The sequence below is a fragment of the Pseudomonas sp. B611 genome (genome assembly GCF_055407965.1).
In genome coordinates, this window is sequence record NZ_JBUZST010000023.1 from 55,432 (window position 1) to 78,995 (window position 23,564).

The following is a 23,564-nucleotide window of genomic DNA, read 5'->3' on the forward strand; positions in this document are numbered from 1 at the left end:
GTGATTTACGGTAGAAATATCGCCACGCCTGATCGACCAAACCGCGAGTTCGCCATGTCCGAAGAACGCAATAGCTTGCACAACCAATCCCTGGAAAAAGGCCTGTCGGTGCTCAAGGCATTCAGCGCACAGCGCCGCAGCATGAGCCTTGCAGAGGTGGCCGAGGCCGCCGGCATGACCAAAAGCTCGGCCCAGCGCATGGTGTTTACCCTCGAAAGCCTTGGTTACCTTCGGAAACACTCCCGCACACGTCATTACCAACTCACCCCCCGGGTGTTGGAGTTGGGCTTCAGTTACCTGGATGCGCATTCGTTGATCGAGGTGGCCAACCCGTTTCTATCGGAGTTGACCCGGCTGACGGGAGAGACCTCGTGCCTCACCGAGCCTGCGGGCTACGACATGACCTACATCGCACGGTTTGTTAGCTCAGGGTTTGTGCCGGTGCATATGCCGATCGGCTCGCGGGTGCCGATGTACTGCACGGCGTCGGGGCGGGCGTATTTGAGCGCGTTGCCGGTGGATGAAGCGTTGGTGCTGATCGAGAGCAGCCAGCGCATTGCCCACACCAGCCAGACGCTAACGGACGTCGAGCAGATTCTGGAGTCGCTGCAACAGGTGCGCGAGCAAGGCTATGCGGTGAATGGCCAGGAGCTGTTCCTGGGCGACATGACCATCGGTGCGCCGGTACTGGGCGCCAATGGCCGACCGGTGGCGGCGGTGCATGTGGTGGCGCCGACCAGTCGGTGGAGCAGGGCGGATGCGGAACGGCAGTTGGCGCCGGCGTTGTTGCAGTGCTCAAGAGCGCTGAGCAATTCGGCGCGGAACCTGGAATAACAGTCGCCATCGATCCAAATGTGGGAGCGGGCTTGCTCGCGAATGCGGAGGGTCAGAAAAGAATAGGCTGGCTGACACACCGTATTCGCGAGCAAGCCCGCTCCCACATTTTGAATTTCATCGGGTTTGAGAACTGTGTTTGCCCCCAACAAAAAATGCGCCCCTCGGGGCGCATTTTTTTGTTCGGGTCGCTATCGCCTAATCAGGCAATCGCATCCCAGGCACGATCACCGTGCTCGTCCTTGATCCGCGTCGGCAGGCCCATCACGTCCAGCGCCTTGAGGAACGGCTCAGCCGGCAGTTCTTCCACGTTGGCCATGCGTTGCACGTCCCACTCGCCACGGGCAACCAGCAGCGCGGCGGCTACGGGTGGCACGCCGGCGGTGTAAGAGATGCCCTGGCTGTCGGTTTCGGCGAACGCTTCTTCGTGGTCAGCTACGTTGTAGATGAACACCTCACGCGCCTTGCCGCCCTTGGTGCCTTTGACCAGGTCGCCGATGCAGGTCTTGCCGGTGTAGCCGGGCGCCAGCGAAGACGGGTCGGGCAGTACGGCCTTGACCAGTTTCAATGGCACCACTTCCAGGCCTTCGGCGGTGGTGACCGGTTTTTCGGAGAGCAGGCCGAGCTTGTTCAGGACGGTGAACACGTTGATGTAGTGTTCGCCGAAGCTCATCCAGAAACGCACGTTGGGCACGTCGAGGTTTTTCGACAGCGAGTGCACTTCATCGTGGCCGGTCAGGTACAGGTTCTGCGAACCGACGACCGGGAGGTCATCAGTGCGTTTGACTTCGAACATGGTGTTGCTGGTCCACTGGCTGTTCTGCCAGCTCCACACCTGTCCGGTGAACTCGCGGAAGTTGATTTCCGGGTCGAAATTGGTGGCGAAGTATTTGCCATGGGAGCCGGCATTGACGTCGAGGATGTCGATGGAATCAATGCGGTCGAAATGCTGTTGCTGCGCCAGCGCGGCGTACGCGTTGACGACACCCGGGTCGAAGCCCACGCCAAGGATGGCGGTGATGTTCTTCTGTTTGCACTCTTCCAGGTGGTTCCACTCGTAGTTGCCGTACCACGGCGGGGTCTCGCAGACCTTGCCCGGCTCTTCGTGGATGGCAGTGTCGAGGTAGGCCACGCCCGTGTCGATGCAGGCACGCAGGACCGACATGTTGAGGAACGAGGAACCGACGTTGATGACGATCTGCGATTCGGTCTCGCGGATCAGGGCCTTGGTCGCTTCCACGTCCAGGGCGTTCAGCGCGAAGGCTTGGATTTCGGCGGGTACTTTGAGGCTACCCTTGGCCTTGACGCTGTCGATGATGGCCTGGCATTTGGAGATGTTGCGCGACGCGATAGCAATACGACCGAGTTCGTCGTTGTGCTGCGCGCACTTGTGGGCCACCACCTTGGCGACACCTCCTGCACCAATGATAAGAACGTTCTTTTTCAATTGCTTTCTTTCTCCTATATCCGCCAGCTTACGAAAGGCTGGACAGGTAGTCGTCGTAACCAAATTCACGAACCACTTCGACAGTACCGTCGAGTTGTTTCACTACGATGGACGGCATTTTCAGGCCGTTGAACCAATTTTTCTTGACCATGGTGTAGCCCGCGGTGTCGATGAACGACAGCCGATCGCCGATGGCCAGCGGACGATCAAATTGGTACTCACCGAAGATGTCCCCGGCCAGGCAGGATTTGCCGCACACCATCACGGTGTGTTCGCCATCGCTTGGCGCCAGCTTGGCGTTGAGGCGATAGATCAGCAGGTCCAGCAGGTGGGCTTCGATGGAGCTGTCTACCACGGCGAGGTTCTTGCCGTTGTAGAGGGTGTCGAGCACGGTGACTTCCAGGGAGGCGCTGTTGGTGATCGCCGCTTCGCCGGGTTCCAGGTAGACCTGTACGCCGTACTTCTCGGCGAAGGCTTTCAAGCGCGCGCAGAACGCGTCCACCGCATAGTCTTCGCCGGTGAAGTGGATGCCGCCGCCGAGGCTGACCCACTCGACTTTATGCAGCAGCGCGCCGAAGCGTTCTTCGATGGTGCCGAGCATTTTGTCGAACAGGCTGAAATCGCCGTTCTCGCAGTTGTTGTGGAACATGAAGCCGCTGATCTGGTCGATCACGCCTTCGATCTTCACCGGGTCCCATTCGCCCAGGCGGCTGAATGGACGTGCCGGGTCGGCCAGCAGGTAGTCGGAGCTGCTCACCTGCGGGTTCACACGCAGGCCGCGGGTCTTGCCTTCGGAACGCTCGGCAAAACGCTGCAGTTGGCTGATGGAGTTGAAGATGATCTTGTCGCAGTTCTCCAGCATCTCTTCGATTTCATCGTCGGCCCAGGCCACGCTGTAGGCGTGGGCTTCACCGGCAAACTTCTGGCGGCCCAGCTTCAGCTCGTACAGCGACGACGAGGTGGTGCCGTCCATGTATTGCTGCATCAGGTCGAACACCGACCAGGTGGCAAAGCACTTGAGCGCCAGCAGGGCCTTGGCGCCGGACTGTTCGCGCACGTAAGCAATCTTCTGCATGTTGACCAGAAGCTTCTGTTTATCGATGAGGTAGTACGGCGTTTTGATCATTTTTGAGAGCCTGCGGCGGTGCCTGCCAAAAAAGGACACGCATTGTGCCCGCACTTGGGGCGAATCGGAAGGTTAGTGGGCGGATTTTGCTGCCCTTGGTTTTTAATGATAGCTGCCAAGTATGACCATCTATGGCCATACCCTGGATCAATGTGGGAGCGGGCTTGCTCGCGAATGCGGTGTATCAGTACCGAATAGGCTGGCTGACACACCGCCTTCGCGAGCAAGCCCGCTCCCACATTTTGATCTGTGTGTATCAGGTCAAGTGCCTTCAAACTGTCATCTGCTTACCGCCGAACTGCCACATTCCCCCGCTACTGTCCTCGCCAATGAGATCGATCTCAAGCGAGTGACAATGACTGACCTGAAAGACGTTGCCCGACTGGCCGGTGTGTCCCGAGCCACCGCCGCCCGGGCCTTTGCTTCGCCGGACCAGGTGCGCCCGACGACCCGCGAGCAGGTGTTCGCCGCCGCCCGTGAGTTGGGGTTCCGGCCCAACCTGCTGGGCCGCCAACTGCGCCTGCAAACCACCCAGTTGATCGGGGTGGTGGTGCCGAACCTGCTCAACCCGGTGTTCGCCGAGCAGTTCCAGGCCATGGAACGCGCTGCGCGCTCACGGGGCTACAGCCTGGTGCTGGCCACCACCGACTACAACAGCGAGCGCGAAAGCATCGTGGTGGAAGAGCTGCTGCGCCAACGCGTGGATGGCTTGGTGCTGACGGTCACCGACGCCGAAAGCAACGCGGTGCTCAGCAGCCTGAACACCGAGCAAACGCCGTTCGTGCTGGCCTATCACCAACCGGGCAACCCCAACTACAGCGCCGTGTCGGTGGACAACCGCGCCGGCATGGCCTTGGCCACCCGCTATCTGCTGGACGCCGGCCACCGGCGCATCAGCATGGTCGCCGGCCCTGCGCTGCAATCGGATCGTGCTCGCCTGCGCTATGCCGGCTACTGCGATGCGATGAATGAGTACGGCCTCGACGCGCGCCCGGTGATCGAGATGCCAGCCCATACCCAAGCCGAATTCACCGCCATCGCACCGTCTCTGCAAGGCCCCGACGCGCCCACCGCGCTGGTGTGTTCCAACGATTTCCTGGCCATCAGCCTGATCGCCGAGCTGCGCCGCAACGCCTGGAATGTCCCCGAGCAACTCTCGGTGATGGGCTTCGACGGCATCAGCCTCGGCACCCAGATGCACCCGACGCTGTGCAGCGTGGTGCAACCCATCGCGCTGCTCGCCAGCACGGTGATTGACCAACTGCTGGCACAGATCGCCGGCAACGAACCGATTTCCCATTGCCTGCCTTGCCACATCCGGCCAGGTGAAAGTACTCAACCCCGTGAGGAGAGCTCTGATGCGCGCATTCAGTAAAACCCTGGCCGCCGTGCTGCTGTGCGGCGTGGCCAGCCTGGCCCAGGCCGCCGACACCGCGATTTGCTACAACTGCCCGCCGGACTGGGCCGACTGGGGCACCCAGCTCAAGGCCATCGCCGCCAGCACCGGCGTGCAGGTGCCGCTGGACAACAAGAACTCCGGCCAATCCCTGGCGCAACTGGTCGCCGAGAAGGCCGCACCGGTGGCCGACGTTGTCTACTACGGCGTGACCTTCGGCCTGCAAGCGCAAAAAGCCGAGGTGGTCGGCACCTACAAGCCCAAGGGCTTCGAACAGATCCCTGCGGGCTTGAAAGACCCGGCCGGCCACTGGTTCGCGATCCACTCCGGCACCCTGGGCATCATGGTCAACGTCGATGCCCTCGGCGGCCTGCCGGTGCCGCAAAGCTGGGCCGACCTGCTCAAGCCTGAATACAAAGGCATGGTCGGTTATCTCGACCCGTCCAGCGCGTTCGTCGGCTACGTGTCGGCGGTGGCGATCAACCGCGCCCTCGGCGGCGACCTGGACAACTTCGCCCCAGCCATCGACTACTTCCAGAAGCTGGCGAAAAACGCCCCCATCGTGCCCAAGCAAACTGCCTATGCGCGGGTGCTGTCCGGTGAGTTGCCGATCCTGGTGGACTACGACTTCAACGCCTACCGCGCGCGCTACAAGGACAACGCCAACGTCGCCTTCGTGATCCCCAAGGAAGGCAGCATCAGCGTGCCCTACGTGATGAGCGCAGTGGCCAACGCGCCGCACCGGGCCAACGCGGAAAAAGTCCTCGACTTCGTCCTGTCCGACCAGGGCCAGGCACTCTGGGCCAAGGCTTACCTGCGCCCGGTGCGTCCGGTAGAAATGCCGGCCGAGGTCGCCGCACAGTTCCTCCCCGAGAGTGACTACGCCCGTGCCGGTGTGGTGGATTACGAAAAAATGGCCGCTGTGCAGGAAGCCTTCGCCGCCCGTTACCTGAACGAGGTCAAGTAAGTGGCTGCATCGGCAAAACAGGCGGCCTGGGCGCTGGCCCCGGCCTTTGCGGTGCTGCTCGCGTTCTGGCTGTTGCCACTGGCGCACCTGGTGCTGCTCGGTGCCGAGAGCCGCGACAGCAACGGCAGCGGCTACTGGCAAGTGCTCAGCAGCGCGCAGTATCTGGGCAGCCTCGCGCAAACCTGCGCGCTGGCGGTGTTTGTCACGCTCGCCGCGTTGTTGGTCGGGGGTATCAGCGGAGTGTTCCTCGCGCGCCAGCAGTTTTTCGGGCGCTCGGCGTTGGTGGCGCTGCTGACCTTTCCCCTGGCGTTTCCCGGTGTGGTCGTGGGCTTCCTGGTGATTCTGTTGGCAGGGCGCCAGGGCTTGTTCGCGTCATTGGGCCTGCAACTGGCCGGTGAACGCTGGATCTTTGCGTACTCGTTGGCAGGGCTGTTTATCGGCTACCTGTACTTCTCGATCCCCAGGGTGATCCTCACGGTGATGGCCGCCTGTGAAAGCCTCGATCGCAGCCTGGAAGAAGCCGCGCACTCCCTCGGTGCCGGGCACTGGCGCGTGGTGTGCGACGTGATCGTGCCGGGCCTGGCGCCGGCGCTGGCCTCCTGCGGGGCGATCTGTTTTGCCACGTCCATGGGCGCCTTTGGCACAGCGTTTACTTTGGGCACACGGCTCAATGTCACCCCGGTGGCGATCTACAACGTGTTCACCAACTACGCCAACTTCGCCGTCGCCGCTGCGCTGTCGGTGGTGCTCGGCGCGCTGACCTGGGCGGTGTTGCTGCTCACCCGGCGCCTGGTGAAAAACGCGGGGACCGTCCTGTGAAGCGCTCATCGTTGTTCGTGCTGCAACTGCTGTTCACCTTGCTGGTGTGCGCCTTCATGTTGGTGCCAGTGCTGATGTCGTTGCTGGCCGGGCTGACGCGCAATTTCTTCGTTGGCGTGTCCAGCGGCCTGACCTTCGACTGGTTGATCCAGGTGTGGCAGGCCTACTCGCCGACGGTGTGGCTGTCGCTGCAACTGGCTCTGGCCTGCGCGGTGTGCGTCTGCGTGATTGGCGTGCCGGCGGCCTACGCCCTGGTGCGCATGAACAATCGCTTCAGCCGCGCCTTTGAAGAACTGATGGTGCTGCCGGTGGCCATGCCGGGCCTGGCCAGTGCGTTGGCACTGTTGCTGACTTACGGCCAGTTCGGCGGCTTTCGCAGCAGTTGGTTGTTCATCCTCGTTGGCCATGTGCTGTTCACCTTGCCGTTCCTGGTGCGCCCGGTGATGGCGGTGATGCAACGCCAGCAATTGCCGGTGCTGGAGGAGGCGGCGGCCAGCCTCGGCGCGGGTCCCATCAAGCGCTTTTTCAGTGTGGTGGTGCCCAACTGCCGCGCGGGGATTCTCGCCGGCGTGCTGATGGTGGTGACCTTGTCCCTGGGTGAATTCAACCTGACCTGGATGCTCCACACGCCGATGACCAAGACCTTGCCCGTGGGCCTGGCCGACAGCTACGCCTCGGCGCGCCTGGAAATCGCCAGCGCCTACACCCTTATCTTTTTGCTGATGATCGTGCCGCTGCTGATTGCGTTGCAGGCCATCAGCGCCCGTTTGTCCCGTGGAGAGCGTCGATGACCGCTATCACTATCCGCCTGCAAGGCTGTCGCAAGGCATTCGCCGACGGCACCGTGGCCGTGCATGACTTGAACCTCACCGTCGAAGGCGGCGAAACCCTGGCGATTCTCGGCCCGTCCGGGTGTGGCAAGACCACCACCTTGCGCCTGATTGCCGGCCTGGAACGCCCGGATGTGGGCCAGGTGTTTTTTGGCGATCAGGACGTGACACGCCTGCCTATCGAACGCCGCGATGTGGGCATGGTATTCCAGAATTACGCGCTGTTTCCCAACCTGGATGTGGCGGGGAATATCGTCTACGGCTTGAAGATTCGCGGCGTGCCCGTGCAGGAGCGCAACCAGCGCTGCGATGAATTGCTGGAACTGGTGGGCTTGCAGGATCACGGCCGGCGCAGCATCCATGAATTGTCCGGCGGCCAGCGCCAACGCGTGGCACTGGCCCGCGCCTTGGCACCGCGGCCCAAGGTGTTGCTGCTGGATGAACCGCTGGCCGCCCTCGATGCGCAACTGCGTGAACGCCTGCGCAGTGAGCTCAATGAGTTGCTGCGTGGGCTGGGCATCACCTCGGTCTTCGTCACCCACGACCAGGGCGAAGCCATGGCCCTCGGTGATCGCATCCTGGTGATGGAGCAAGGCCGGGTGGCGCAGTTGGCGAGCCCGCGCGACATCTACCAGAAGCCAGCCAACGCCTTCGTCGCCGGTTTTGTCGGCAACCTCAATGCCTTTGCGGTGATCGCGCCGTCAGCCCATGGCCTGAAAGTCTGCGGCGGCGAGTTGCCGTGGCACGAAGCGAGCCTGCCCAACACCCTGTACTGCCGCCCGGAACATCTGCGGGTGATGGAAAGCGAAGGGCACCTGCACGGGCATCTCGTCGCGCAGTTTTTCCAGGGCGCGCAAAGCCGCCTGCTGGTGGATGTGGGCGCCCCGCAACCGCTGCTGGTGGACAGCAGCGACAACCAGTTGTACGCCGTCGGCGCGCCGATTGCCCTGGCGATTGCGCCGCACATGTTGTTCACCCTGAATGCTTGAGAATCTATGTTGAATCGTCCGTTCCTCGTTGCGCAGATCAGCGACCTGCACCTTAAAGCCGGCCAGCGCCTCACCTACGGCGTGGTCGACACCCTGGGCGCCTTGCGCCGTGCCGTGGACCACCTCAATGCCAGCCAGCCGCGCCCCGACATCGTGGTGATCAGCGGCGACCTGGTGGACTTCGGCCGCGCCGATGAATACGCCGTGCTCCACCCCGAACTCGCGCGCCTGCACATGCCGTGCTACCTGGTGCCGGGCAACCACGACACGCGCGGGCCGTTGCTCGAGGCGTTCCGTGACCACGCCTACTTGCCGGCCTCGGCAGACGGCCCGCTGGATTGGGTGGTGGACGACCATCCACTGCGCCTGATCGGCCTGGATTCCACCATCCCCGGCGGCCACGGCGGGCAGTTGCTGGACAGCCAGTTGCACTGGCTGGATGCGCAATTGGCGCTGCGGCCTGACGCGCCGACCTTGCTGATCCTGCATCACCCGCCGTTTATCAGCGGCATCGGCCATATGGACCGCGAGCCGTTCATCAACGCGGCTGCGCTGGAGCACGTGGTCGCCCGCCATCCACAGGTCGAGCGCCTGTTGTGCGGGCACTTGCACCGGCCGATGCAGCGGCGTTTTGGCGGCAGCATGAGTTGTGTGTGCCCCGGCACCTCGCACCAGATCGTCCTGGATTTACAAGAAGCGGCGCCCGCGCATTTCAATTTGGAGCCGGCGGGCTATCTGTTGCATCGCTGGCAGGCGCAACAGGGTTTGATCAGCCACAACGGCGTATTCGGGGACTACCCGGGGCCGTACCCGTTTTATGACGCCCATGGATTAATTGACTGAGGTTGTGATGAAAGCCACTTTGAATGTGTTAAGCGTATTGACCGGCGGCCTGGGCATTGCCCTGAGCCCCTTGGCTTCGGCGGATTTTCTGAGCGACAGCAAAGCCAACCTGAGCATGCGCAACTTCTACTTCAACAACGACAACCGTGACGGCACCGCCGCACCGTCGAAGACTGAAGAGTGGGGCCAGGCCTTTATCCTCAACTACCAATCGGGCTTTACCGACGGCACGGTCGGCTTTGGCCTGGATGCGGTGGGCATGCTCGGCATCACCCTCGACAGCGGCGCCGGTCGCCACGTTGGCAGCTCTATGATCCCCAACGAAGACGGCAAGGCTACCGACAACTGGGCCCGTGGCGGCGCCACGGCCAAGGCGCGTTTTGCCAAGAGCGAACTGCGCTACGGCTACCTGCGCCCGAACCTGCCGATCCTCGTCAGCAACGACGGCCGCCTGTTGCCGCAGTCCTTTGAAGGCGGGCAAATCACCAGCAAAGACATCGACAACCTGACCCTGATCGGCGGCCAGCTGCAACACACCACCGGCCGTGGCTCCAGCGACCGCAGCGGCCTGGCAGCGGCGGGCGGTACTCAGGAAAGCAACAAATTCAACTACGCCGGTGCCGACTACCAGGTGAACAAGGACCTGTTGGTCCAGTACTACTACGCCAACCTCGAAGACTATTACCAGCAGCATTTTGCCGGGCTGATCCACGTATTGCCGCTGGGTGACTACGGCTCCTTGAAGACCGACCTGCGCTACTTCAAGACCACCTCCGACGGTAAAAACAGCACGGCCGCCGGGCGTGCCGAGGGTTACAAGCTCGGCGGCTATACCAAGAACGGCAACGGTGAAATCGACAACAACACCTGGAGTGCGGCATTCATCTACTCCCTGGGCCCGCACGCGATTACCGCCGGTTACCAGCAGGTGTCGGACGACAGCAACTTCGCCCAACTCAACCAGGGTGGCCTGGTGAACAAAGGGGAGGGCGGTTCCAGCCTGTACCTCTACACCGACCGTACCGTGCAGACCTTCATCCAGGCCGGTGAACGCACGGCCTTCGCCCAATACGCCTATGACTTCGCCGCACTGGGCGTGCCGGGCTTGAAGGCGTCGATGATGTACCTCAAGGGCGTTAACATCCGCACCGCCAGTGGCAACGATGCCAGCGAGTGGGAGCGGGATATTGCCCTGGACTACGTGGTGCAGAGTGGCACGTTCAAGAACGTCGGGTTTGGGTGGCGCAATGGCGTGTCACGCAGCGAAGTGGCGCGGGACCAGGACCAGAATCGGGTGTTTGTGAATTATTCGATTCCGTTGATGTAACCAGGTCGCCCCAGACACAACTGATCCCTGTGGGAACAATCAACCCTCTGTGGGAGCTGGCTTGCCTGCGATAGCGGTCTACCAACCAATATTTTTTTAGCTGACCCACCGCCATCGCAGGCAAGCCAGCTCCCACATTTTGAACTGTGTTCACCTGCACTAACCTGCAAACCCAATCCCCTGTGGGAGCTGTCGAGCTTTAGCGAGGCTGCGAAGGCGGCGGCACTGCCGGCAGAGATGTTGCCAGACCTACCTTGGTTCTCATTCAGCCCATGCCGCCTTCGATTCAATGCAGCTGTGCGCCTGTTTGTGCGCAATAAACGGGGTGTCGAGCGTGCCCAGCGCAATCGAAATCCACTCTGGATAGAGCCCGTTGGCATCCTGCCAGAACAGCGATGATCCGCACGCCAGGCAAAACTGGCGAGTGACACCCGGTGAGGATTCATAGCTTTTCAGCGTATCTGCAACAGCCTGGATGCTGACGGCGGAGCGGGGCGCACTGGCGTAACTGGCAAACGCAGCGCCATGGCTTTTCTGACATTTGCGGCAATGGCAGTGGGTGACGGCCTTGAGCGGCGCAGTGACTTGATACGTGACTGCGCCACAGAGGCAACTGCCTTGGGTAACGGCATCCATGTTGGTTTCGATCCTGAAAGGGGCAGACAAGCACTATACCTGTGACGAGGGGGCTTGCTCCCGTTAAGGGCGAACCACAAACGTACAAGAACCCCCCCAACCCCCCTCAGTAGACTCGCCACACTTCCTCTACTGCAGGTTTTCCATGGACATCTTCCTCTACGCCTTCAGCGTCATGTACAGCCCTGGCCCCGTGAATTTCATGGGCCTCAACGCCGGGCTCACTGGCCAGTTCCGCCGCTCAACCGGGTTTTTCATCGGTGTGGGTTGCGCGATGCTGTTGTTGTTTGTGCTGTTTGGCTACACCGGCGAGGCGATCATTTCCCAGGCGGCGTTGCCGTATATCTCGCTGATTGGCGGCGTGTACACCTTGTACCTCGCCTATCAAGTGTTCACGGCGCGCACGGTGGTGGATGAAACGGCTTCAACCGTGCCCGTCAAAACCCTTACGTTCTGGAACGGCCTGGTGATCCAGTTGCTCAACCCCAAGGGCATCATGGCGGTGTTGCCGATCACCAGTGTGATGCTCCCCGCAGCGCATATCACCGGGGTGTCCATTGCGTTGGTTTCGGCGGTGCTGGCCTTTGGCGCGTTCGGTGCGCCGTGGATTTACGCGATGCTCGGCGCAGTGCTGGGGCGGCGGATCAACGGCACGTCGGCGTTTACGCTGTTCAACCGCTGCATGGGGGTGGCGCTGGCGGTGTGTGCGTATTTCATGTTTCACGCGTTCTATATCCACTGGCTCTCAACATGAGTGGATCTTGTGATGATCTAGAATAATATGAGTTTGTCTCACTATCGCTGTGTGCCGACAATAGCTGCCATACATAACGACATTGGAGTTGTAAGTCATGGCAGTCGCTCATTCCCTGGGATTTCCGCGCATTGGACGCGATCGTGAACTGAAAAAAGCGCAGGAAGCGTTCTGGAAGGGCGAGCTCGACGAAGCCGGCTTGCGGGCCGTTGGCCGTGATCTGCGCAAGACCCACTGGGACCTGCAAAAACAAGCCGGCATCGATTTGCTGCCGGCCGGTGATTTTGCCTGGTACGACCAGGTGCTGACCCACTCGCTGATGTTTGGCGTGATCCCCGAGCGCTTCCGTCCGGCCGATGGCCAAGCCACGCTGCAGACCTTGTTCGGCATGGCCCGTGGCGTCAGCGACAGCTGCTGCGGCGGCGCCCACGCCCAGGAAATGACCAAATGGTTCGACACCAACTATCACTACCTGGTGCCTGAATTCAGCGCCGACCAGCAGTTCCACCTCGGCTGGGATCAACTGTTCGAAGAAGTGCAGGAAGCCCGCGAACTGGGGCACAACGTCAAGCCGGTGGTGATCGGCCCGTTGACCTATCTGTGGCTGGGCAAGGCCAAGGGCGCTGATTTCGACAAGCTTGACCTGCTCGATCGCCTGCTGCCGCTGTACGGCCAGATTTTCCAGCGCCTCGCCGACCTGGGCGTGGAGTGGGTGCAGATCGACGAGCCGATCCTGGTGCTGGACCTGCCGCAAGACTGGAAAAACGCGTTTGAGCGTGCCTACAACCTGATCCAGCGCGACCCGCTGAAAAAGCTTGTGGCCACTTATTTTGGTGGGCTGGAAGAGAACCTCGGCCTGGCCGCCAACCTGCCGGTGGATGGTTTGCATATCGACCTGGTGCGCGCACCGGAACAGTACCCGACCATTCTCGACCGCTTGCCGGCCTACAAGGTACTGTCCCTGGGCGTGGTCAATGGCCGCAACGTCTGGCGCTGCGACCTGGAAAAAGCCCTCGCTACCTTGCAGCACGCCCATGACAAATTGGGTGACCGCCTGTGGGTCGCGCCGTCCTGCTCGTTGCTGCACAGCCCGGTCGACTTGGCCCGCGAAGACAAACTGGATGGCGAGCTGAAAAGCTGGCTGGCGTTTGCCGTGCAGAAGTGCGCCGAAGTGGCAGTGCTGGCGCAGGCGGTCAACGAACCTGAAGCCTCCAACGTATTGGCCGCTTTGGCGCAAAGCCGTGCGGTGCAAGCTGCACGTGCCGCTTCGCCGCGCATCCACAAACCTGCCGTGCAAGCCCGCGTCGCCGCGATCACGGCCAACGACAGCCAGCGCCAGTCGCTGTTCGCCCAGCGGATCGAGAAACAACGTGCCGGCCTCAACCTGCCGCTGTTCCCGACCACCACCATCGGTTCGTTCCCGCAGACCGCGTCGATCCGCCTGGCGCGCCAGTCGTACAAGGCTGGCAAGTTGAGCGAAGCCGAATACGTCGAAGCCATGCACAGCGAGATCAAGCACGCCGTCGAGGTGCAGGAAAACCTCGGTCTGGACGTGCTGGTACACGGTGAGGCCGAACGCAACGACATGGTCGAGTACTTCGCGGAACAGTTGGACGGCTATGCCTTCACCCGCTTTGGCTGGGTCCAGAGCTACGGTTCGCGCTGCGTGAAACCGGCGCTGATCTTCGGCGACCTGAGCCGACCGAAAGCCATGACGGTGGAGTGGATCCGCTACGCCCAAGGCCTCACCCACAAGGTGATGAAGGGCATGCTGACCGGCCCGGTGACCATGCTGATGTGGTCCTTCCCTCGCGAAGACGTGAGCCGCGAAGAACAGGCGCGGCAACTGGCCCTGGCTATCCGCGATGAGGTGGTGGACCTGGAAGCCGCCGGGATCAAGATCGTGCAGATCGACGAAGCGGCGTTTCGCGAAGGGTTGCCGTTGCGCCAGGCGCAGTGGCAGCACTACCTGGACTGGGCCACCGAAGTGTTCCGCCTGTGCGCCTCGGGTGTGCGCGATGAAACCCAGATCCACACGCACATGTGCTACAGCGAGTTCAACGATGTGATCGAAAGCATCGCAGCGATGGATGCCGACGTGATCACCATCGAGACCTCACGGTCGGACATGGAGTTGCTGGACGCGTTTGAAGCCTTCGCCTACCCGAACGAAATCGGCCCGGGGGTGTATGACATCCACTCGCCACGGGTGCCGGATGCCTCGGAAATGGCCAACCTGTTGCGCAAGGCGGCCAAGCGGATTCCTGCGCAGCGCTTGTGGGTGAACCCGGATTGCGGCTTGAAGACCCGTGGCTGGCCGGAGACGGAGGCGGCGTTGATTCATATGGTGACGGCGGCCCGTCAACTGCGTGCTGAACTGGCCTGATTCCTGAGTAGGACACGGTCAAAATGTGGGAGCGGGCTTGCTCGCGAAGACGGAGTGTCAGTCGCCGGATGTACTGGCTGAACTAGCGCATTCGCGAGCAAGCCCGCTCCCACATTTGGCCTGTGTCGAGTCAGAGGTATTTGAGCCAGGCCAGGTCGCGGCGCCGTGCTTTAAGCCCCGCAAACCAACGCACGGGCGGATACAGCACCAGCGGCAACAACAGCGCGACCAGCCAAATCGCGCCAATACTGTCTGCGCCAAAATAGCGGCCATGATTGAGGCCAAACATCGCAACACAAGCAACATAAAGGGCTTTCAACACATACAGATGCAGCAAGTAAAAGAACATCGGCGCCGCCCCAAACGTCGCCAGCATGCCAATCCACCGCTTATGCCCCGCACGCTCAAACGCGAGCAACAGCAGCCAGCCAATCCCCAGCGTCAACGCCAGGAACAACAGCGAAGGCGGGTACTTGGTCACGTTGAAAAAGCTCATCAGCGTCTGCACGCCGCTGTCATAGGCCTGCCAAGGCTTCTCGCCGTAGCCATTGAGCGCACGCAACAGCACAAACCCAACCAACGCCGCCACGCCCGCCAGCGCCAAGTAGCGCTGACGCAATGCCGGCTGCACGTCATTGGCAAACCACGGACCAAGGCCATAGCCCAGCGCAATCACGCCAATCCACGGCAACACCGGGTAGGTGATGCGCAGGCGCAGGCTGTCGCCTACCTCGATCCAACTGCGTTCATGCAGGATCGCCCAACCATTTTGCAACATCGAACCAGGCGCGAAGTGCAGGCCGTCCAGCAGGTTGTGCCCGGCAATCAGCGCAATCGCCACGGCGAACAACAGCGGGCGCGGCAGCCACACCAGTGCGGCAAGGGCGAGCATGCTCACGCCAATCGCCCAGATCACTTGCAGGTAGATCACGCTGGGCGGCAGTTGGAAGGTCCAGGCGAAGTTGACCAGGGTGAATTCCAGCACCACCAGGAACAACCCGCGCTTGAACAGGAACGCCGACACGTCGCGGCGGCCCTGGTATTTCTGGCCGTACAGCCACGCCGACAGCCCGGTGAGCAAGACAAACACCGGGGCGCACAGGTGGGCGAGGGTACGGCTGATAAACAGCGCGGGCTCGGTGCTGTCGATACTCATCGGGTCGCTGACCTGGCGGTGCAGCAGGAAGGTTTCGCGCACGTGATCCAGCAGCATGAACAGGATCACCAGGCCGCGCAGGGCGTCGATGGAAAGCAGGCGTTGGCGTAGGGGGACAGCGTCGGGCATGGGTAGGGATCGCAGGGCAGGGTGGAAATTGGGTGTTATCCTATAACATAAACTGCCCATCGCCCATTTTTGAGCCTCACACCGATCAAACTGTGGGAGCGGGCTTGCTCGCGAATGCGGTGGGTCAGTCAGAACATTTTTTGCTGACACACCGCATTCGCGAGCAAGCCCGCTCCCACCGGGGTCTTCGTCGAGCCTTGGATTCTGCTAACGTCTGCCAAATCGCTTTCGCAGGTATTCACCATGACCACCCCAAAATCCGTCATCGACTTCTGGCAAAACGCCGGCCCCCAGCGTTGGTTCGCCAAGGACGAGGCCTTTGACGCCAGCTTTCGCGACACCTTTCATGACGCCCACCTGCAAGCCGCCCGCCGTGAGCTGGAAAGCTGGCTGGACTCGGCAGAAGGCGCGCTGGCCCTGCTGATCCTGCTCGACCAATACCCGCGCAATGCCTTTCGTGGCACGGCCCATATGTTCGCCACGGACCCGTTGGCCCGTCTGTATGCCGGGCGCATGGTAGACGCCGGGTGGGATCAGTTGATCGAGCCCGCCTTGCGTGCGTTCTGCTACCTGCCGTTCGAGCATTCGGAAGACCCCGCGGACCAGCAGCGTTCCCTGGCCCTCAACCAGACGTTGGACGCCAACACCTACCACTGGGCCAAGGAACACGCCGAGATTATCCAGCGATTTGGACGGTTCCCTCATCGCAACAAGGTATTGGCCCGCGCCAGCACTGAGCAAGAGCAGGCTTTTTTGGACAAGGGCGGGTTCGCCGGTTAGGTCATTCCCGCCAGGAATACCCCTATAAAAACCCGCCATTGTCTTTCCCGCCGCAGATCTCGTAGCGTGGGCTTTCATCAAAGGAGCCCTGCCATGCACCCACGTTCACTGCGCCTGTACGTCGACAATCTGTTCACCAGCCCCTATGCAATGTCTGTGTTTGTGGCTCTGCGGGAAAAATGCCTGGCCTTCGATACCTTGACCCTGGACCTGGACACCGCGCAAAACCAGACGGCCGATTTTGCCAAGCTGTCCCTGACCCAGCGCGTGCCGACCCTGGAGGAGGGCGACTTTGCACTGTCGGAATCGTCGGCGATCACTGAATACCTGGACGAGGCCTATCCCGAGCCAGCGCTTTACCCCGCCGACCCCAAGCAGCGCGCGCGGGCGCGGCAGGTGCAGGCGTGGCTGCGCAGCGATTTGCTGCCGATTCGCCAGGAGCGTTCGACGCTGGTGGTGTTCTGCGGGCAGAAGATGCCGCCGTTGTCCCCTGCGGGCCAAGCCGCCGCGCAGAAGTTGATCGGCGCGGCGCAAGCGCTGCTGGCGGGTAACCCGGATTACCTGTTCGGCGCCTGGTCGATTGCCGACGTGGACCTGGCCGTGATGCTCAATCGCCTGATCCTCAATGGCGACAGCGTGCCCGCCGAGTTGGTGGCCTATGCGCAACGCCAGTGGCAACGGCCGTCGGTGCAGGCTTGGGTCAACCAGCCGCGGCCTGCGCTCTAGAAATTACAGCCATTCCTGGGCGACGCGGCGGTCCAGGTCTTCCCAATCGGCCATGCCTAGCACTCGCGTGGTGTTCAAACCGCGCAGGTAGCCGCGCAATTGCTGGGCACTGGCGCAACGCTGATCGGCGTCGGCCGTTTCGTCCTGCAAGACGCTTTCATAATCGACCAGGTAATCGGCGACCCGATCGCGAAACTCCGGCAGTACGGCTTCGCGGATGCGGTCGAAGGTTTTCTGGTGGGGCTTCATGGTCGGGTCCTTATCTATTTTTTATGTAGGCACTATCGGTTCAGATAATAGTCACCATCACCGATTGCACGTTCTGTTTTTTGCGCAAAAGCGCAAAATTGCCCCATCGAAACGCTGTTCAAGGAAATGCGCGATGAGGACGATTATCCAGCTGGCATTGATGGCCCTGATGCTGGGCACTGTGGCCGTAAACAACGCCGCCATTGCCGGTGAACTGCGAACAGGCCATTTGCTACCCATCGACGCTAGCGTAGACTCCCTGCAGCACGCGCAGTCGGTAGGCGTGTTGTTGAGTGATAGCACTCGCGACAACCTCAGTTACCTTGAACGCTATCACGACATGGCCTTGAACGGCGCCAAGGATGCCCTCGACGAGCGTATCCGCCAGGCGTTCGTCAACAGTTCCGACCCGGAATTGGCCATCGATTGGCTGATGGGTTCGCTGCAAGGTGCCTTTGTCTCGGTGACGGTGTATGACACGCTGGATGCCTTGGTGCAGGCGCACCCGGATGTGGTGGTGATGCTCGACACCCATAATCAACTGCTGACCCAGCGTAACGACAGGGTCGAGGCACGGTTTATTGCGCGGTTCTACAACGCGAACCTGCAATACATCGCCAAGGCCGAAGGCTCGGTGTACAAGCAAGTGCCATCGGTGTGGGTGCATGACAAGGCGGCGCCCGAAATTGCTGCACAGATCGAGCAACAGCGGGATGTTCAGCAAGCGGCCTTGCGCCAGTTTGACGCATCGCTCAAGGCGTTGGTCCAAGCCGGTTGATGTGAATTTTTTGATTTTTTTCCAGGAATTTTTATGCGCTCTTTTTTCGTCCCGGCCCTGGCCTTTGCTTCGTTGTGGCTGGCCGGTTGTGTGTCTGCTCCCAATGCTCCGACCCTGACCCTGCAAACCGCCAAGACACCCGAAGGCTATACCCAATGCGTGCTGCCCAAGCTGGAAAAGCACGGCATCACCTCAACGGTCACGCAGAACTCGCGCCACGCCAAAGTGGTGTTGACCAGCAAGATTGCGGCAGATGATGTGCTGGAGGCGTACAAGACCCAGGATGGTACCAAGGTGTTCCTGTATGAGCGCAAGCCGTTGGCTTCCACGCTGACGCCGTCGCGGTTGGAGTTGGTGGCGCAGGAGTGCAAGTAGTCTGCACAGCACCAACCCACTGTTGAACGGGGTTGTGTGGGAGCGGGCTTGCTCGCGAAGGCGGTGGGTCAGCGAACACACTCAGCGACTGGCACACCGCCTTCGCGAGCAAGCCCGCTCCCACACAAGCCCGCTCCCACATTTTTGATTTGTGTGTGGCCTAGGACTTGGCTTCGTTGCTGAACGCGTTGACCGTCTTGACCAAACCTTGCGCCGCCAACGCCACCAACTCACCCCCTTTCTCCACCGTCGCCAGCGCCGGGTCCGAGCCCATGCGCCCGTCGGGGAAGCGTGCGCGGAAGTCCAGGGCTTCGCGGATCGGCCCGGTATTGGCGATCTGTGGCGAGTACTCGGCCGATTTGATCGACTCCGGGTAGGCCCACTGCGTCACCGCAATCTCCGACGGCGTGGCGTGACTGCCGTGGCCCACCGGGAATTGCTGCTGGGCCAGGGCGTTGACGCCTTCCAGGTCCCACCAGTTCACCAGCTTCAAGGCAAAACCGGCCGGGCGACGGGCGAAGCTGGCTTCGGCGTACAGCTCGGAAAACGCGGCTTCAATCGTGGCGATGTTGCCGCCGTGGCCGTTCAGGAACAGGATCTTGTCGAAACCATGCCCGGCCAGCGAGCGCACCCAGTCGCCAATTGCGGCAATAAAGGTGGAAGGGCGCAGCGAAATGGTGCCGGGAAAACCCAGGTGATGCTGGGCCATGCCGATATTGAAGGTCGGGCCGATCAGGATGTCGGCGTTCTTCTGCGCCTCATGGGCGATGATCTCCGGGCACATCCAGTCGGTGCCCAGCAGGCCGGTCGGGCCGTGTTGTTCGTTGGAGCCGATGGGGATCACCACCGTACGGCTGCGCTCCAGAAACTGCCCGATTTCGATCCAGGTGGATTGGTGTAGAAGCATGCGTTGCTCTCTTTTATCTGTGGGGACAGGCTATCCGCCACGGATTGTACGACTACTCGCCACCTGTTGGGGTTTGCAGTTGAGGTACGTCGAGGACTTCAACCAATGCTGGTCCGGGTACCAGGAAAACATGAACTGGCCATCCTTGAGCTTGTCCACCACCTGGCGCGCCACCTGCGGACGCACGGCCGGGCACCCCTGGCTGCGGCCGATACGGCCTTCGCGCTTGCTCCACAACGGGCTGACGTAGTCGGCGGCGTGGATCACGATGGCACGGTCGCGGGCCTGATCGTTGAAGCCTGGCTCCAGGCCATCCATGCGCAATGAATAACCGTGGGTACCCAAATAGCTCTCCTGGGTGCGGAACAAGCCCAGGCTGGACTGATGGCTGCCCTCGCGATTGGAGAACTGGGTGGCGAAGTTTTCCCCGGACTTGGCGCCATGGGCCACCAGGTCGCGCAGCACCAGGGTCTTTTTGCGCAGGTCGAAGATCCACAGCCGACGGGCGGTCGAAGGCTGGGAGTAGTCAATCACAGCCAGGCGCTCGGAACGTTCCTCGCCATTATTGACCGCACACTGCATGGCGCTCAGGGCGCTTTTCAATACAGTGGGATTGAGTTCTGGAGCCGAGCGCGCCAGGCTGCTATACAAGGTAGGAGGGTTGCCATTGGCGGCGAGCGCAATATTGCTCAACGCGGCCAGGCTCACGGTGATCAAGCCGAGGCGGCACAAAAAAGTCAGCATCTACAGTACATCCCCCCGCTGTGGATTGGAGCAAAGCCATTGTTCAAAAAACACGCATGTTACTTGAGCATTTGCCTGCTCGTTGCACCATTGGTCGCGACAGCCGAAGAGCTGCCGGTGGAACCTGTGCCAATTGTTTCCGCCAGTCCGCTGCAACAAGCGCTGGCGGCACTGCCTGCGGTGTGCCCCCATCTGGCACCGCACATCGACGCCGCCAGCCAATCGCGGCTGCAAGCGTTCTACCAGCAGCAGGGCGATGTAGCGCTGTGGTCCGCCGAGCGCCGGCAGGCATTGCAGGCCCAGCTGGTGCTGCTCGCCGATGACGGCCTGGACCCCACCCACTATAGCCTGCCTGCGCCGGACGCCACGGCCAACGTGCTGTGCAGCGATATCGATAGCAGCCGCCAGTACCTGCAAGCCCTGCAGGATCTGCACTACGGTCGGCTGCAACAATCGCGCTTCGAGCCGCTGTGGCACTCCCAGCCGCCGACCCGTGACCCGAACACCGAAGTGCTGACCTTCGCCGCCACGGGCCTGCAAGACATGACCCAAGGGTTTGACCAGGCCCGCCCCAGCGCCGATTTGTACCGCAGCCTGCGCAACACCTATGCCACCGTGCGCCTGCAACCGTTGCCGCACTGGGACCCGATCGCCAGTGGCCCACTGCTGCGCCCTGGCAAGGAAGACCCGCGCGTGCCTGACCTGGCGCGACGCCTGGTCAGCGGTGGCTACCTGGCCAGTGCGCCGGGCGGCAAGCTCTATCGTGATGAGCTGGTCAAGGCAGTCAAGGCCTTCCAGCTCAGCCACTCGTTGCAAGCCGATGGCGTGATCGGCGCGGGCACGGTGACCGAGTTGAACATCAGCCCGGCGATCCGCCGCGAGCAACTGCGCATCAACCTCGAACGCTTCCGCTGGCTGGCCCAGGACCTGGAGCCCGAAGGTGTGCTGGTCAACGTCGCCGCCGCGCAACTGAGCGTGTACCAGAGCGGCATCCCGGTGTGGCAAACCCGCCTGCAAGTGGGCCGCGCCGAACGCCAGACGCCGCTGCTCAAGTCACGCATCACCCGGCTGACCCTCAACCCCACCTGGACTATCCCGCCGACCATCATGCGCGAGGACAAACTCCCGGCGATCCGCCTCAACCCCGAATACCTGCGCCAGCAGAACCTGCAAGTGCTCGACCCCGAAGGGCGCCCGCTGGCGCCCGAACAGATCGACTGGGCACGCCCCGGTAACATCCTGCTGCGCCAGGAAGCCGGCCCGCGCAACCCGTTGGGCAAGATCGTGATGCGCTTTCCCAACCCGTATTCGGTGTACCTGCACGACACCCCCAGCCAACCCTTGTTCAGCAAGGGCCCGCGGGCATTCAGCTCGGGTTGTGTGCGGGTCGAACAGCCGTTGATGCTGCGCGACTTGCTGGTGACCCCGGCCGAGCGTGCGCGCACCGATGAATTGCTGGCCAGCGGCGTGACCCATGAGTTCAGGTTGGCCACGCCGGTGCCGGTGTTGCTGGGCTACTGGACCGTGGAGGTCGATCGCCAGGGTAGCTTGGTGTACGCGCCGGATATCTACTCGCGGGATTTGGCGCTGATGAAGGCGATGGGCGCGACGCTTTAGCTGCAGGGGGCGCTCATCCTTGCGAGTAGCGCTTCTACCGCCTGCACCGGGCTGATCAAGGCAGTGTCGAGGGTCCATACATCCCAGGGCTCGTATTCATGGGCCAGTACGGATTGCCAGGTGGGCGGCGTCAATCCGGCAATATCACCCGTACGGCTTTCGACACGGCGTTGATGTTCGTGCGGGTCGCTGCAGATCACCTGAATATCCAGCAGCACCACACCCGCCGTCGCCGCGATTTTCTGCCACGCTTCGCGGCTTTCCTTGACGGGGTTCACGCAATCGGCGATCACCGTATGGCCCAGTTGCAGATTGCTCAGCGCCAGCGCATTGGCCACGCCGTAGCCGCTGGCGCCCACATCTGCGACCAACACATTGGCGTTGCGAAGCGCCTGCTCGATCACGTCTATACGCAGGTAAACCGCCCCGGTCTGGCGGGCCAGTGCCTGGGCAATCGTGGTTTTGCCGGTGCCGGGAAGGCCGCTGAAAACAATAAGCATGCTGTGTTCTCGATTAGGTCAGGCCGGTTCAGAGTATCCTTCACTTCCCTTATCGGTCGACTACAGGACAGCCCATGCCCTTGCCGTTCGTAAAGATGCACGCCCACGGCGACGATTTCATCATCATCGACCGCCGTGGCCAGGCCGACCCGATTACCGCGCAAGTCGCCCGCCGCCTGGGCAACCGCCATACCGGTATCGGCTTCAACCAGCTCGCCGTGGTGCTCGATTGCGACGATGCGGCGGCGCGGATCAAGTTCTGGAACCCCAACGGCACGCCATTGGAAACCTGCGGCAGCGCCACCCGTGGCGTGGCGGATCGCTTGATGCAGGAAACCGGCAGCGACTCGATTGTGCTGCGCACCGACCGCGGCTTGCTGACGTGCGTGCGGGCGCCGGGGCGCCAGGTGTCAGTGAACATGGGCGAGCCGTCGCTGGACTGGGCCGCCGTGCCGTTGGCCGAGGCCATGGATACCCGCCTCTTGCCGCTCGAAGGTGAGCCGGCGGCGTGCAGCATGGGGAATCCGCATTGCACGTTTTTTGTCGATGACATCACGGCTATCGACGTGGCGGCGGTGGGGCCGGCGTTGGAGCAGCATCCGTTGTTTCCGGCCAAGACCAATGTGCATTTCGTGCAGGTGCTGGACCGTGGGCACATCCGGCTGCGCATCTGGGAGCGCGGCGGGGGTGTGCCGCTAGGGTCGGGGTCGTGTTGTTGTGGGGCGGTGGTCAATGGCATCCGCCGTGGCTTGCTGGATGCCAGGGTTCAGGTGCAGTGCGATGGCGGTATGGTGACGGTGGAGTGGGCGGGTGAGGGCGGTGTGGTGTTGACGGGGAGTGTGGAGCCGGTGATGCAGGGTAATGTGTTTGGCATTGGCTGAAGGTAGACAGTTGAAACTGTGGTGACTGGGCGGCCGTCTTCGCGAGCAAGCCCGCTCCCACAGGGGATTGGGTTTGCAGGTTGGGGTAGGTGTACACAGTTCAGGGCTTGGGTTTGCAGTCCAGGGCAGGTGTACACAGCTCAAAATGTGGGAGCGGGCTTGCCCGCGAAGGCGGCCTGTCAGTTAACACAGATGAAGCTGACCCACCGCTATCGCAGGCAAGCCAGCTCCCACAGGGGATTGGGTTTGCAGGTTGGGGCAGGTGTACACAGTTCAGGGATTGGGTTTGCAGTCCAGGGCAGGTGTACACAGCTCAAAATGTGGGAGCGGGCTTGCCCGCGAAGGCGGCCTGTCAGTTAACACAGATG

At 61.8% G+C, this 23,564-nt stretch carries 24 protein-coding genes; 16 read left to right on the forward strand and 8 right to left on the reverse strand.

The window, feature by feature from the left end:
- Positions 1 to 54 precede the first annotated feature (54 nt).
- Entirely contained in the window at positions 55 to 834 is a 780-nt protein-coding gene (locus ACZRMO_RS27595) for an IclR family transcriptional regulator (protein WP_463974956.1), read from the forward strand.
- Between the two features lie 202 nt (positions 835 to 1,036).
- Here the strand turns inward: ACZRMO_RS27595 and ACZRMO_RS27600 are convergent, their stop codons facing one another.
- Together ACZRMO_RS27600 and ACZRMO_RS27605 are read right to left on the reverse strand one after the other, a co-directional pair.
- Positions 1,037 to 2,281, reverse strand: coding sequence for a saccharopine dehydrogenase family protein (locus ACZRMO_RS27600; protein ID WP_463974957.1), 1,245 nt, complete (start codon positions 2,279 to 2,281; stop codon positions 1,037 to 1,039).
- A 28-nt stretch (positions 2,282 to 2,309) separates the two neighbouring features.
- Entirely contained in the window at positions 2,310 to 3,407 is a 1,098-nt protein-coding gene (locus tag ACZRMO_RS27605) for a carboxynorspermidine decarboxylase (RefSeq protein ID WP_463974958.1), read from the reverse strand.
- A 355-nt stretch (positions 3,408 to 3,762) separates the two neighbouring features.
- On the opposite strand from ACZRMO_RS27605, the gene ACZRMO_RS27610 reads away from it, so the two are divergent.
- The 7 genes from ACZRMO_RS27610 to ACZRMO_RS27640 are packed head-to-tail and all read left to right on the forward strand — an operon-like array spanning position 3,763 to position 10,578.
- Positions 3,763 to 4,782 carry a LacI family DNA-binding transcriptional regulator gene (locus ACZRMO_RS27610; protein WP_463974959.1) on the forward strand — a complete coding sequence of 340 codons (1,020 nt, stop codon included), beginning with the start codon at positions 3,763 to 3,765 and terminating at the stop codon, positions 4,780 to 4,782.
- On the forward strand, positions 4,766 to 5,770 hold the full coding sequence (locus ACZRMO_RS27615) for an ABC transporter substrate-binding protein (RefSeq protein WP_463974960.1): 1,005 nt from the start codon (positions 4,766 to 4,768) through the stop codon (positions 5,768 to 5,770). The genes ACZRMO_RS27610 and ACZRMO_RS27615 overlap by 17 nt, the downstream gene beginning before the upstream one ends.
- On the forward strand, positions 5,771 to 6,589 hold the full coding sequence (locus ACZRMO_RS27620; protein WP_448185545.1) for an ABC transporter permease: 819 nt from the start codon (positions 5,771 to 5,773) through the stop codon (positions 6,587 to 6,589). It begins immediately after the preceding gene.
- Positions 6,586 to 7,380 carry an ABC transporter permease gene (locus ACZRMO_RS27625; RefSeq protein ID WP_124528403.1) on the forward strand — a complete coding sequence of 265 codons (795 nt, stop codon included), beginning with the start codon at positions 6,586 to 6,588 and terminating at the stop codon, positions 7,378 to 7,380. The genes ACZRMO_RS27620 and ACZRMO_RS27625 overlap by 4 nt, the downstream gene beginning before the upstream one ends.
- Positions 7,377 to 8,408: an ABC transporter ATP-binding protein gene (locus ACZRMO_RS27630; protein WP_463974961.1), complete on the forward strand. Its 1,032-nt coding sequence runs from the start codon at positions 7,377 to 7,379 to the stop codon at positions 8,406 to 8,408. The genes ACZRMO_RS27625 and ACZRMO_RS27630 overlap by 4 nt, the downstream gene beginning before the upstream one ends.
- Before the next feature lie 9 nt (positions 8,409 to 8,417).
- Positions 8,418 to 9,251 carry a phosphodiesterase gene (locus ACZRMO_RS27635; RefSeq protein WP_463974975.1) on the forward strand — a complete coding sequence of 278 codons (834 nt, stop codon included), beginning with the start codon at positions 8,418 to 8,420 and terminating at the stop codon, positions 9,249 to 9,251.
- Between the two features lie 7 nt (positions 9,252 to 9,258).
- Positions 9,259 to 10,578 (forward strand): OprD family porin, encoded by a 1,320-nt coding sequence (locus ACZRMO_RS27640; RefSeq protein WP_463974962.1) that lies wholly within the window; start codon positions 9,259 to 9,261, stop codon positions 10,576 to 10,578.
- Between the two features lie 261 nt (positions 10,579 to 10,839).
- Here the strand turns inward: ACZRMO_RS27640 and ACZRMO_RS27645 are convergent, their stop codons facing one another.
- A complete protein-coding gene (locus ACZRMO_RS27645) occupies positions 10,840 to 11,214 on the reverse strand; it encodes a GFA family protein (RefSeq protein WP_463974963.1) in 375 nt (124 codons plus the stop codon).
- A gap of 145 nt (positions 11,215 to 11,359) precedes the next feature.
- Here ACZRMO_RS27645 and ACZRMO_RS27650 point away from each other — a divergent pair, with 145 nt between their 5' ends.
- Together ACZRMO_RS27650 and metE are read left to right on the forward strand one after the other, a co-directional pair.
- The gene (locus tag ACZRMO_RS27650; protein WP_463974964.1) at positions 11,360 to 11,968 is read left to right on the forward strand and encodes a LysE family translocator; all 609 of its coding nucleotides are present in this window, start codon (positions 11,360 to 11,362) and stop codon (positions 11,966 to 11,968) included.
- Positions 11,969 to 12,065: 97 nt separating this feature from the next.
- On the forward strand, positions 12,066 to 14,354 hold the full coding sequence (gene metE / locus ACZRMO_RS27655) for a 5-methyltetrahydropteroyltriglutamate--homocysteine S-methyltransferase (protein ID WP_463974965.1): 2,289 nt from the start codon (positions 12,066 to 12,068) through the stop codon (positions 14,352 to 14,354).
- 130 nt (positions 14,355 to 14,484) lie between these two features.
- Here metE and ACZRMO_RS27660 read toward each other — a convergent pair whose 3' ends face one another.
- Complete coding sequence (locus tag ACZRMO_RS27660) at positions 14,485 to 15,639, reverse strand: acetyltransferase domain-containing protein (RefSeq protein ID WP_463974966.1); 1,155 nt, start codon at positions 15,637 to 15,639, stop codon at positions 14,485 to 14,487.
- Positions 15,640 to 15,882: 243 nt separating this feature from the next.
- Between ACZRMO_RS27660 and ACZRMO_RS27665 the strand changes: the two genes are divergently transcribed.
- Entirely contained in the window at positions 15,883 to 16,419 is a 537-nt protein-coding gene (locus ACZRMO_RS27665) for a DUF924 family protein (protein ID WP_463974967.1), read from the forward strand.
- Positions 16,420 to 16,512: 93 nt separating this feature from the next.
- Complete coding sequence (yfcF, locus tag ACZRMO_RS27670) at positions 16,513 to 17,145, forward strand: glutathione transferase (RefSeq protein WP_463974968.1); 633 nt, start codon at positions 16,513 to 16,515, stop codon at positions 17,143 to 17,145.
- Positions 17,146 to 17,148: 3 nt separating this feature from the next.
- Here yfcF and ACZRMO_RS27675 read toward each other — a convergent pair whose 3' ends face one another.
- Positions 17,149 to 17,394 (reverse strand): hypothetical protein, encoded by a 246-nt coding sequence (locus tag ACZRMO_RS27675; RefSeq protein WP_463974969.1) that lies wholly within the window; start codon positions 17,392 to 17,394, stop codon positions 17,149 to 17,151.
- Positions 17,395 to 17,527: 133 nt separating this feature from the next.
- On the opposite strand from ACZRMO_RS27675, the gene ACZRMO_RS27680 reads away from it, so the two are divergent.
- Both ACZRMO_RS27680 and ACZRMO_RS27685 read left to right on the forward strand, forming a co-directional pair.
- Positions 17,528 to 18,172: an ATPase gene (locus ACZRMO_RS27680; RefSeq protein ID WP_463974970.1), complete on the forward strand. Its 645-nt coding sequence runs from the start codon at positions 17,528 to 17,530 to the stop codon at positions 18,170 to 18,172.
- Between the two features lie 33 nt (positions 18,173 to 18,205).
- Positions 18,206 to 18,547, forward strand: coding sequence for a hypothetical protein (locus tag ACZRMO_RS27685; protein ID WP_124528414.1), 342 nt, complete (start codon positions 18,206 to 18,208; stop codon positions 18,545 to 18,547).
- A gap of 160 nt (positions 18,548 to 18,707) precedes the next feature.
- On the opposite strand, the gene ACZRMO_RS27690 is transcribed toward ACZRMO_RS27685, so the two are convergent.
- Both ACZRMO_RS27690 and ACZRMO_RS27695 read right to left on the reverse strand, forming a co-directional pair.
- Complete coding sequence (locus tag ACZRMO_RS27690) at positions 18,708 to 19,454, reverse strand: creatininase family protein (RefSeq protein ID WP_463974971.1); 747 nt, start codon at positions 19,452 to 19,454, stop codon at positions 18,708 to 18,710.
- Between the two features lie 30 nt (positions 19,455 to 19,484).
- Entirely contained in the window at positions 19,485 to 20,198 is a 714-nt protein-coding gene (locus ACZRMO_RS27695; RefSeq protein ID WP_017738942.1) for a murein L,D-transpeptidase catalytic domain family protein, read from the reverse strand.
- A 39-nt stretch (positions 20,199 to 20,237) separates the two neighbouring features.
- Between ACZRMO_RS27695 and ACZRMO_RS27700 the strand changes: the two genes are divergently transcribed.
- A complete protein-coding gene (locus ACZRMO_RS27700; protein WP_463974972.1) occupies positions 20,238 to 21,815 on the forward strand; it encodes a L,D-transpeptidase family protein in 1,578 nt (525 codons plus the stop codon).
- On the opposite strand, the gene ACZRMO_RS27705 is transcribed toward ACZRMO_RS27700, so the two are convergent.
- Positions 21,812 to 22,315 (reverse strand): P-loop nucleotide/nucleoside kinase family protein, encoded by a 504-nt coding sequence (locus tag ACZRMO_RS27705; RefSeq protein ID WP_463974973.1) that lies wholly within the window; start codon positions 22,313 to 22,315, stop codon positions 21,812 to 21,814. The two genes, ACZRMO_RS27700 and ACZRMO_RS27705, sit on opposite strands and share 4 nt — an antisense overlap.
- A gap of 74 nt (positions 22,316 to 22,389) precedes the next feature.
- On the opposite strand from ACZRMO_RS27705, the gene dapF reads away from it, so the two are divergent.
- Positions 22,390 to 23,196, forward strand: a complete 807-nt coding sequence (gene dapF / locus ACZRMO_RS27710) for a diaminopimelate epimerase (RefSeq protein ID WP_463974974.1) — start codon at positions 22,390 to 22,392, stop codon at positions 23,194 to 23,196.
- The last annotated feature ends 368 nt before the right edge of the window (positions 23,197 to 23,564 follow it).

Coding starts and splice junctions, on each gene's coding strand:
- ACZRMO_RS27595 (WP_463974956.1), top strand. CDS start 55: ATGTCCGAAGAACGCAATAGCTTGCACAACCAATCCCTGGAAAAAGGC.
- ACZRMO_RS27605 (WP_463974958.1), bottom strand. CDS start 3,407: ATGATCAAAACGCCGTACTACCTCATCGATAAACAGAAGCTTCTGGTC.
- ACZRMO_RS27610 (WP_463974959.1), top strand. CDS start 3,763: ATGACTGACCTGAAAGACGTTGCCCGACTGGCCGGTGTGTCCCGAGCC.
- ACZRMO_RS27615 (WP_463974960.1), top strand. CDS start 4,766: ATGCGCGCATTCAGTAAAACCCTGGCCGCCGTGCTGCTGTGCGGCGTG.
- ACZRMO_RS27630 (WP_463974961.1), top strand. CDS start 7,377: ATGACCGCTATCACTATCCGCCTGCAAGGCTGTCGCAAGGCATTCGCC.
- ACZRMO_RS27640 (WP_463974962.1), top strand. CDS start 9,259: ATGAAAGCCACTTTGAATGTGTTAAGCGTATTGACCGGCGGCCTGGGC.
- ACZRMO_RS27645 (WP_463974963.1), bottom strand. CDS start 11,214: ATGGATGCCGTTACCCAAGGCAGTTGCCTCTGTGGCGCAGTCACGTAT.
- ACZRMO_RS27650 (WP_463974964.1), top strand. CDS start 11,360: ATGGACATCTTCCTCTACGCCTTCAGCGTCATGTACAGCCCTGGCCCC.
- metE (WP_463974965.1), top strand. CDS start 12,066: ATGGCAGTCGCTCATTCCCTGGGATTTCCGCGCATTGGACGCGATCGT.
- ACZRMO_RS27660 (WP_463974966.1), bottom strand. CDS start 15,639: ATGCCCGACGCTGTCCCCCTACGCCAACGCCTGCTTTCCATCGACGCC.
- ACZRMO_RS27665 (WP_463974967.1), top strand. CDS start 15,883: ATGACCACCCCAAAATCCGTCATCGACTTCTGGCAAAACGCCGGCCCC.
- yfcF (WP_463974968.1), top strand. CDS start 16,513: ATGCACCCACGTTCACTGCGCCTGTACGTCGACAATCTGTTCACCAGC.
- ACZRMO_RS27675 (WP_463974969.1), bottom strand. CDS start 17,394: ATGAAGCCCCACCAGAAAACCTTCGACCGCATCCGCGAAGCCGTACTG.
- ACZRMO_RS27680 (WP_463974970.1), top strand. CDS start 17,528: ATGAGGACGATTATCCAGCTGGCATTGATGGCCCTGATGCTGGGCACT.
- ACZRMO_RS27685 (WP_124528414.1), top strand. CDS start 18,206: ATGCGCTCTTTTTTCGTCCCGGCCCTGGCCTTTGCTTCGTTGTGGCTG.
- ACZRMO_RS27690 (WP_463974971.1), bottom strand. CDS start 19,454: ATGCTTCTACACCAATCCACCTGGATCGAAATCGGGCAGTTTCTGGAG.
- ACZRMO_RS27695 (WP_017738942.1), bottom strand. CDS start 20,198: ATGCTGACTTTTTTGTGCCGCCTCGGCTTGATCACCGTGAGCCTGGCC.
- ACZRMO_RS27705 (WP_463974973.1), bottom strand. CDS start 22,315: ATGCTTATTGTTTTCAGCGGCCTTCCCGGCACCGGCAAAACCACGATT.
- dapF (WP_463974974.1), top strand. CDS start 22,390: ATGCCCTTGCCGTTCGTAAAGATGCACGCCCACGGCGACGATTTCATC.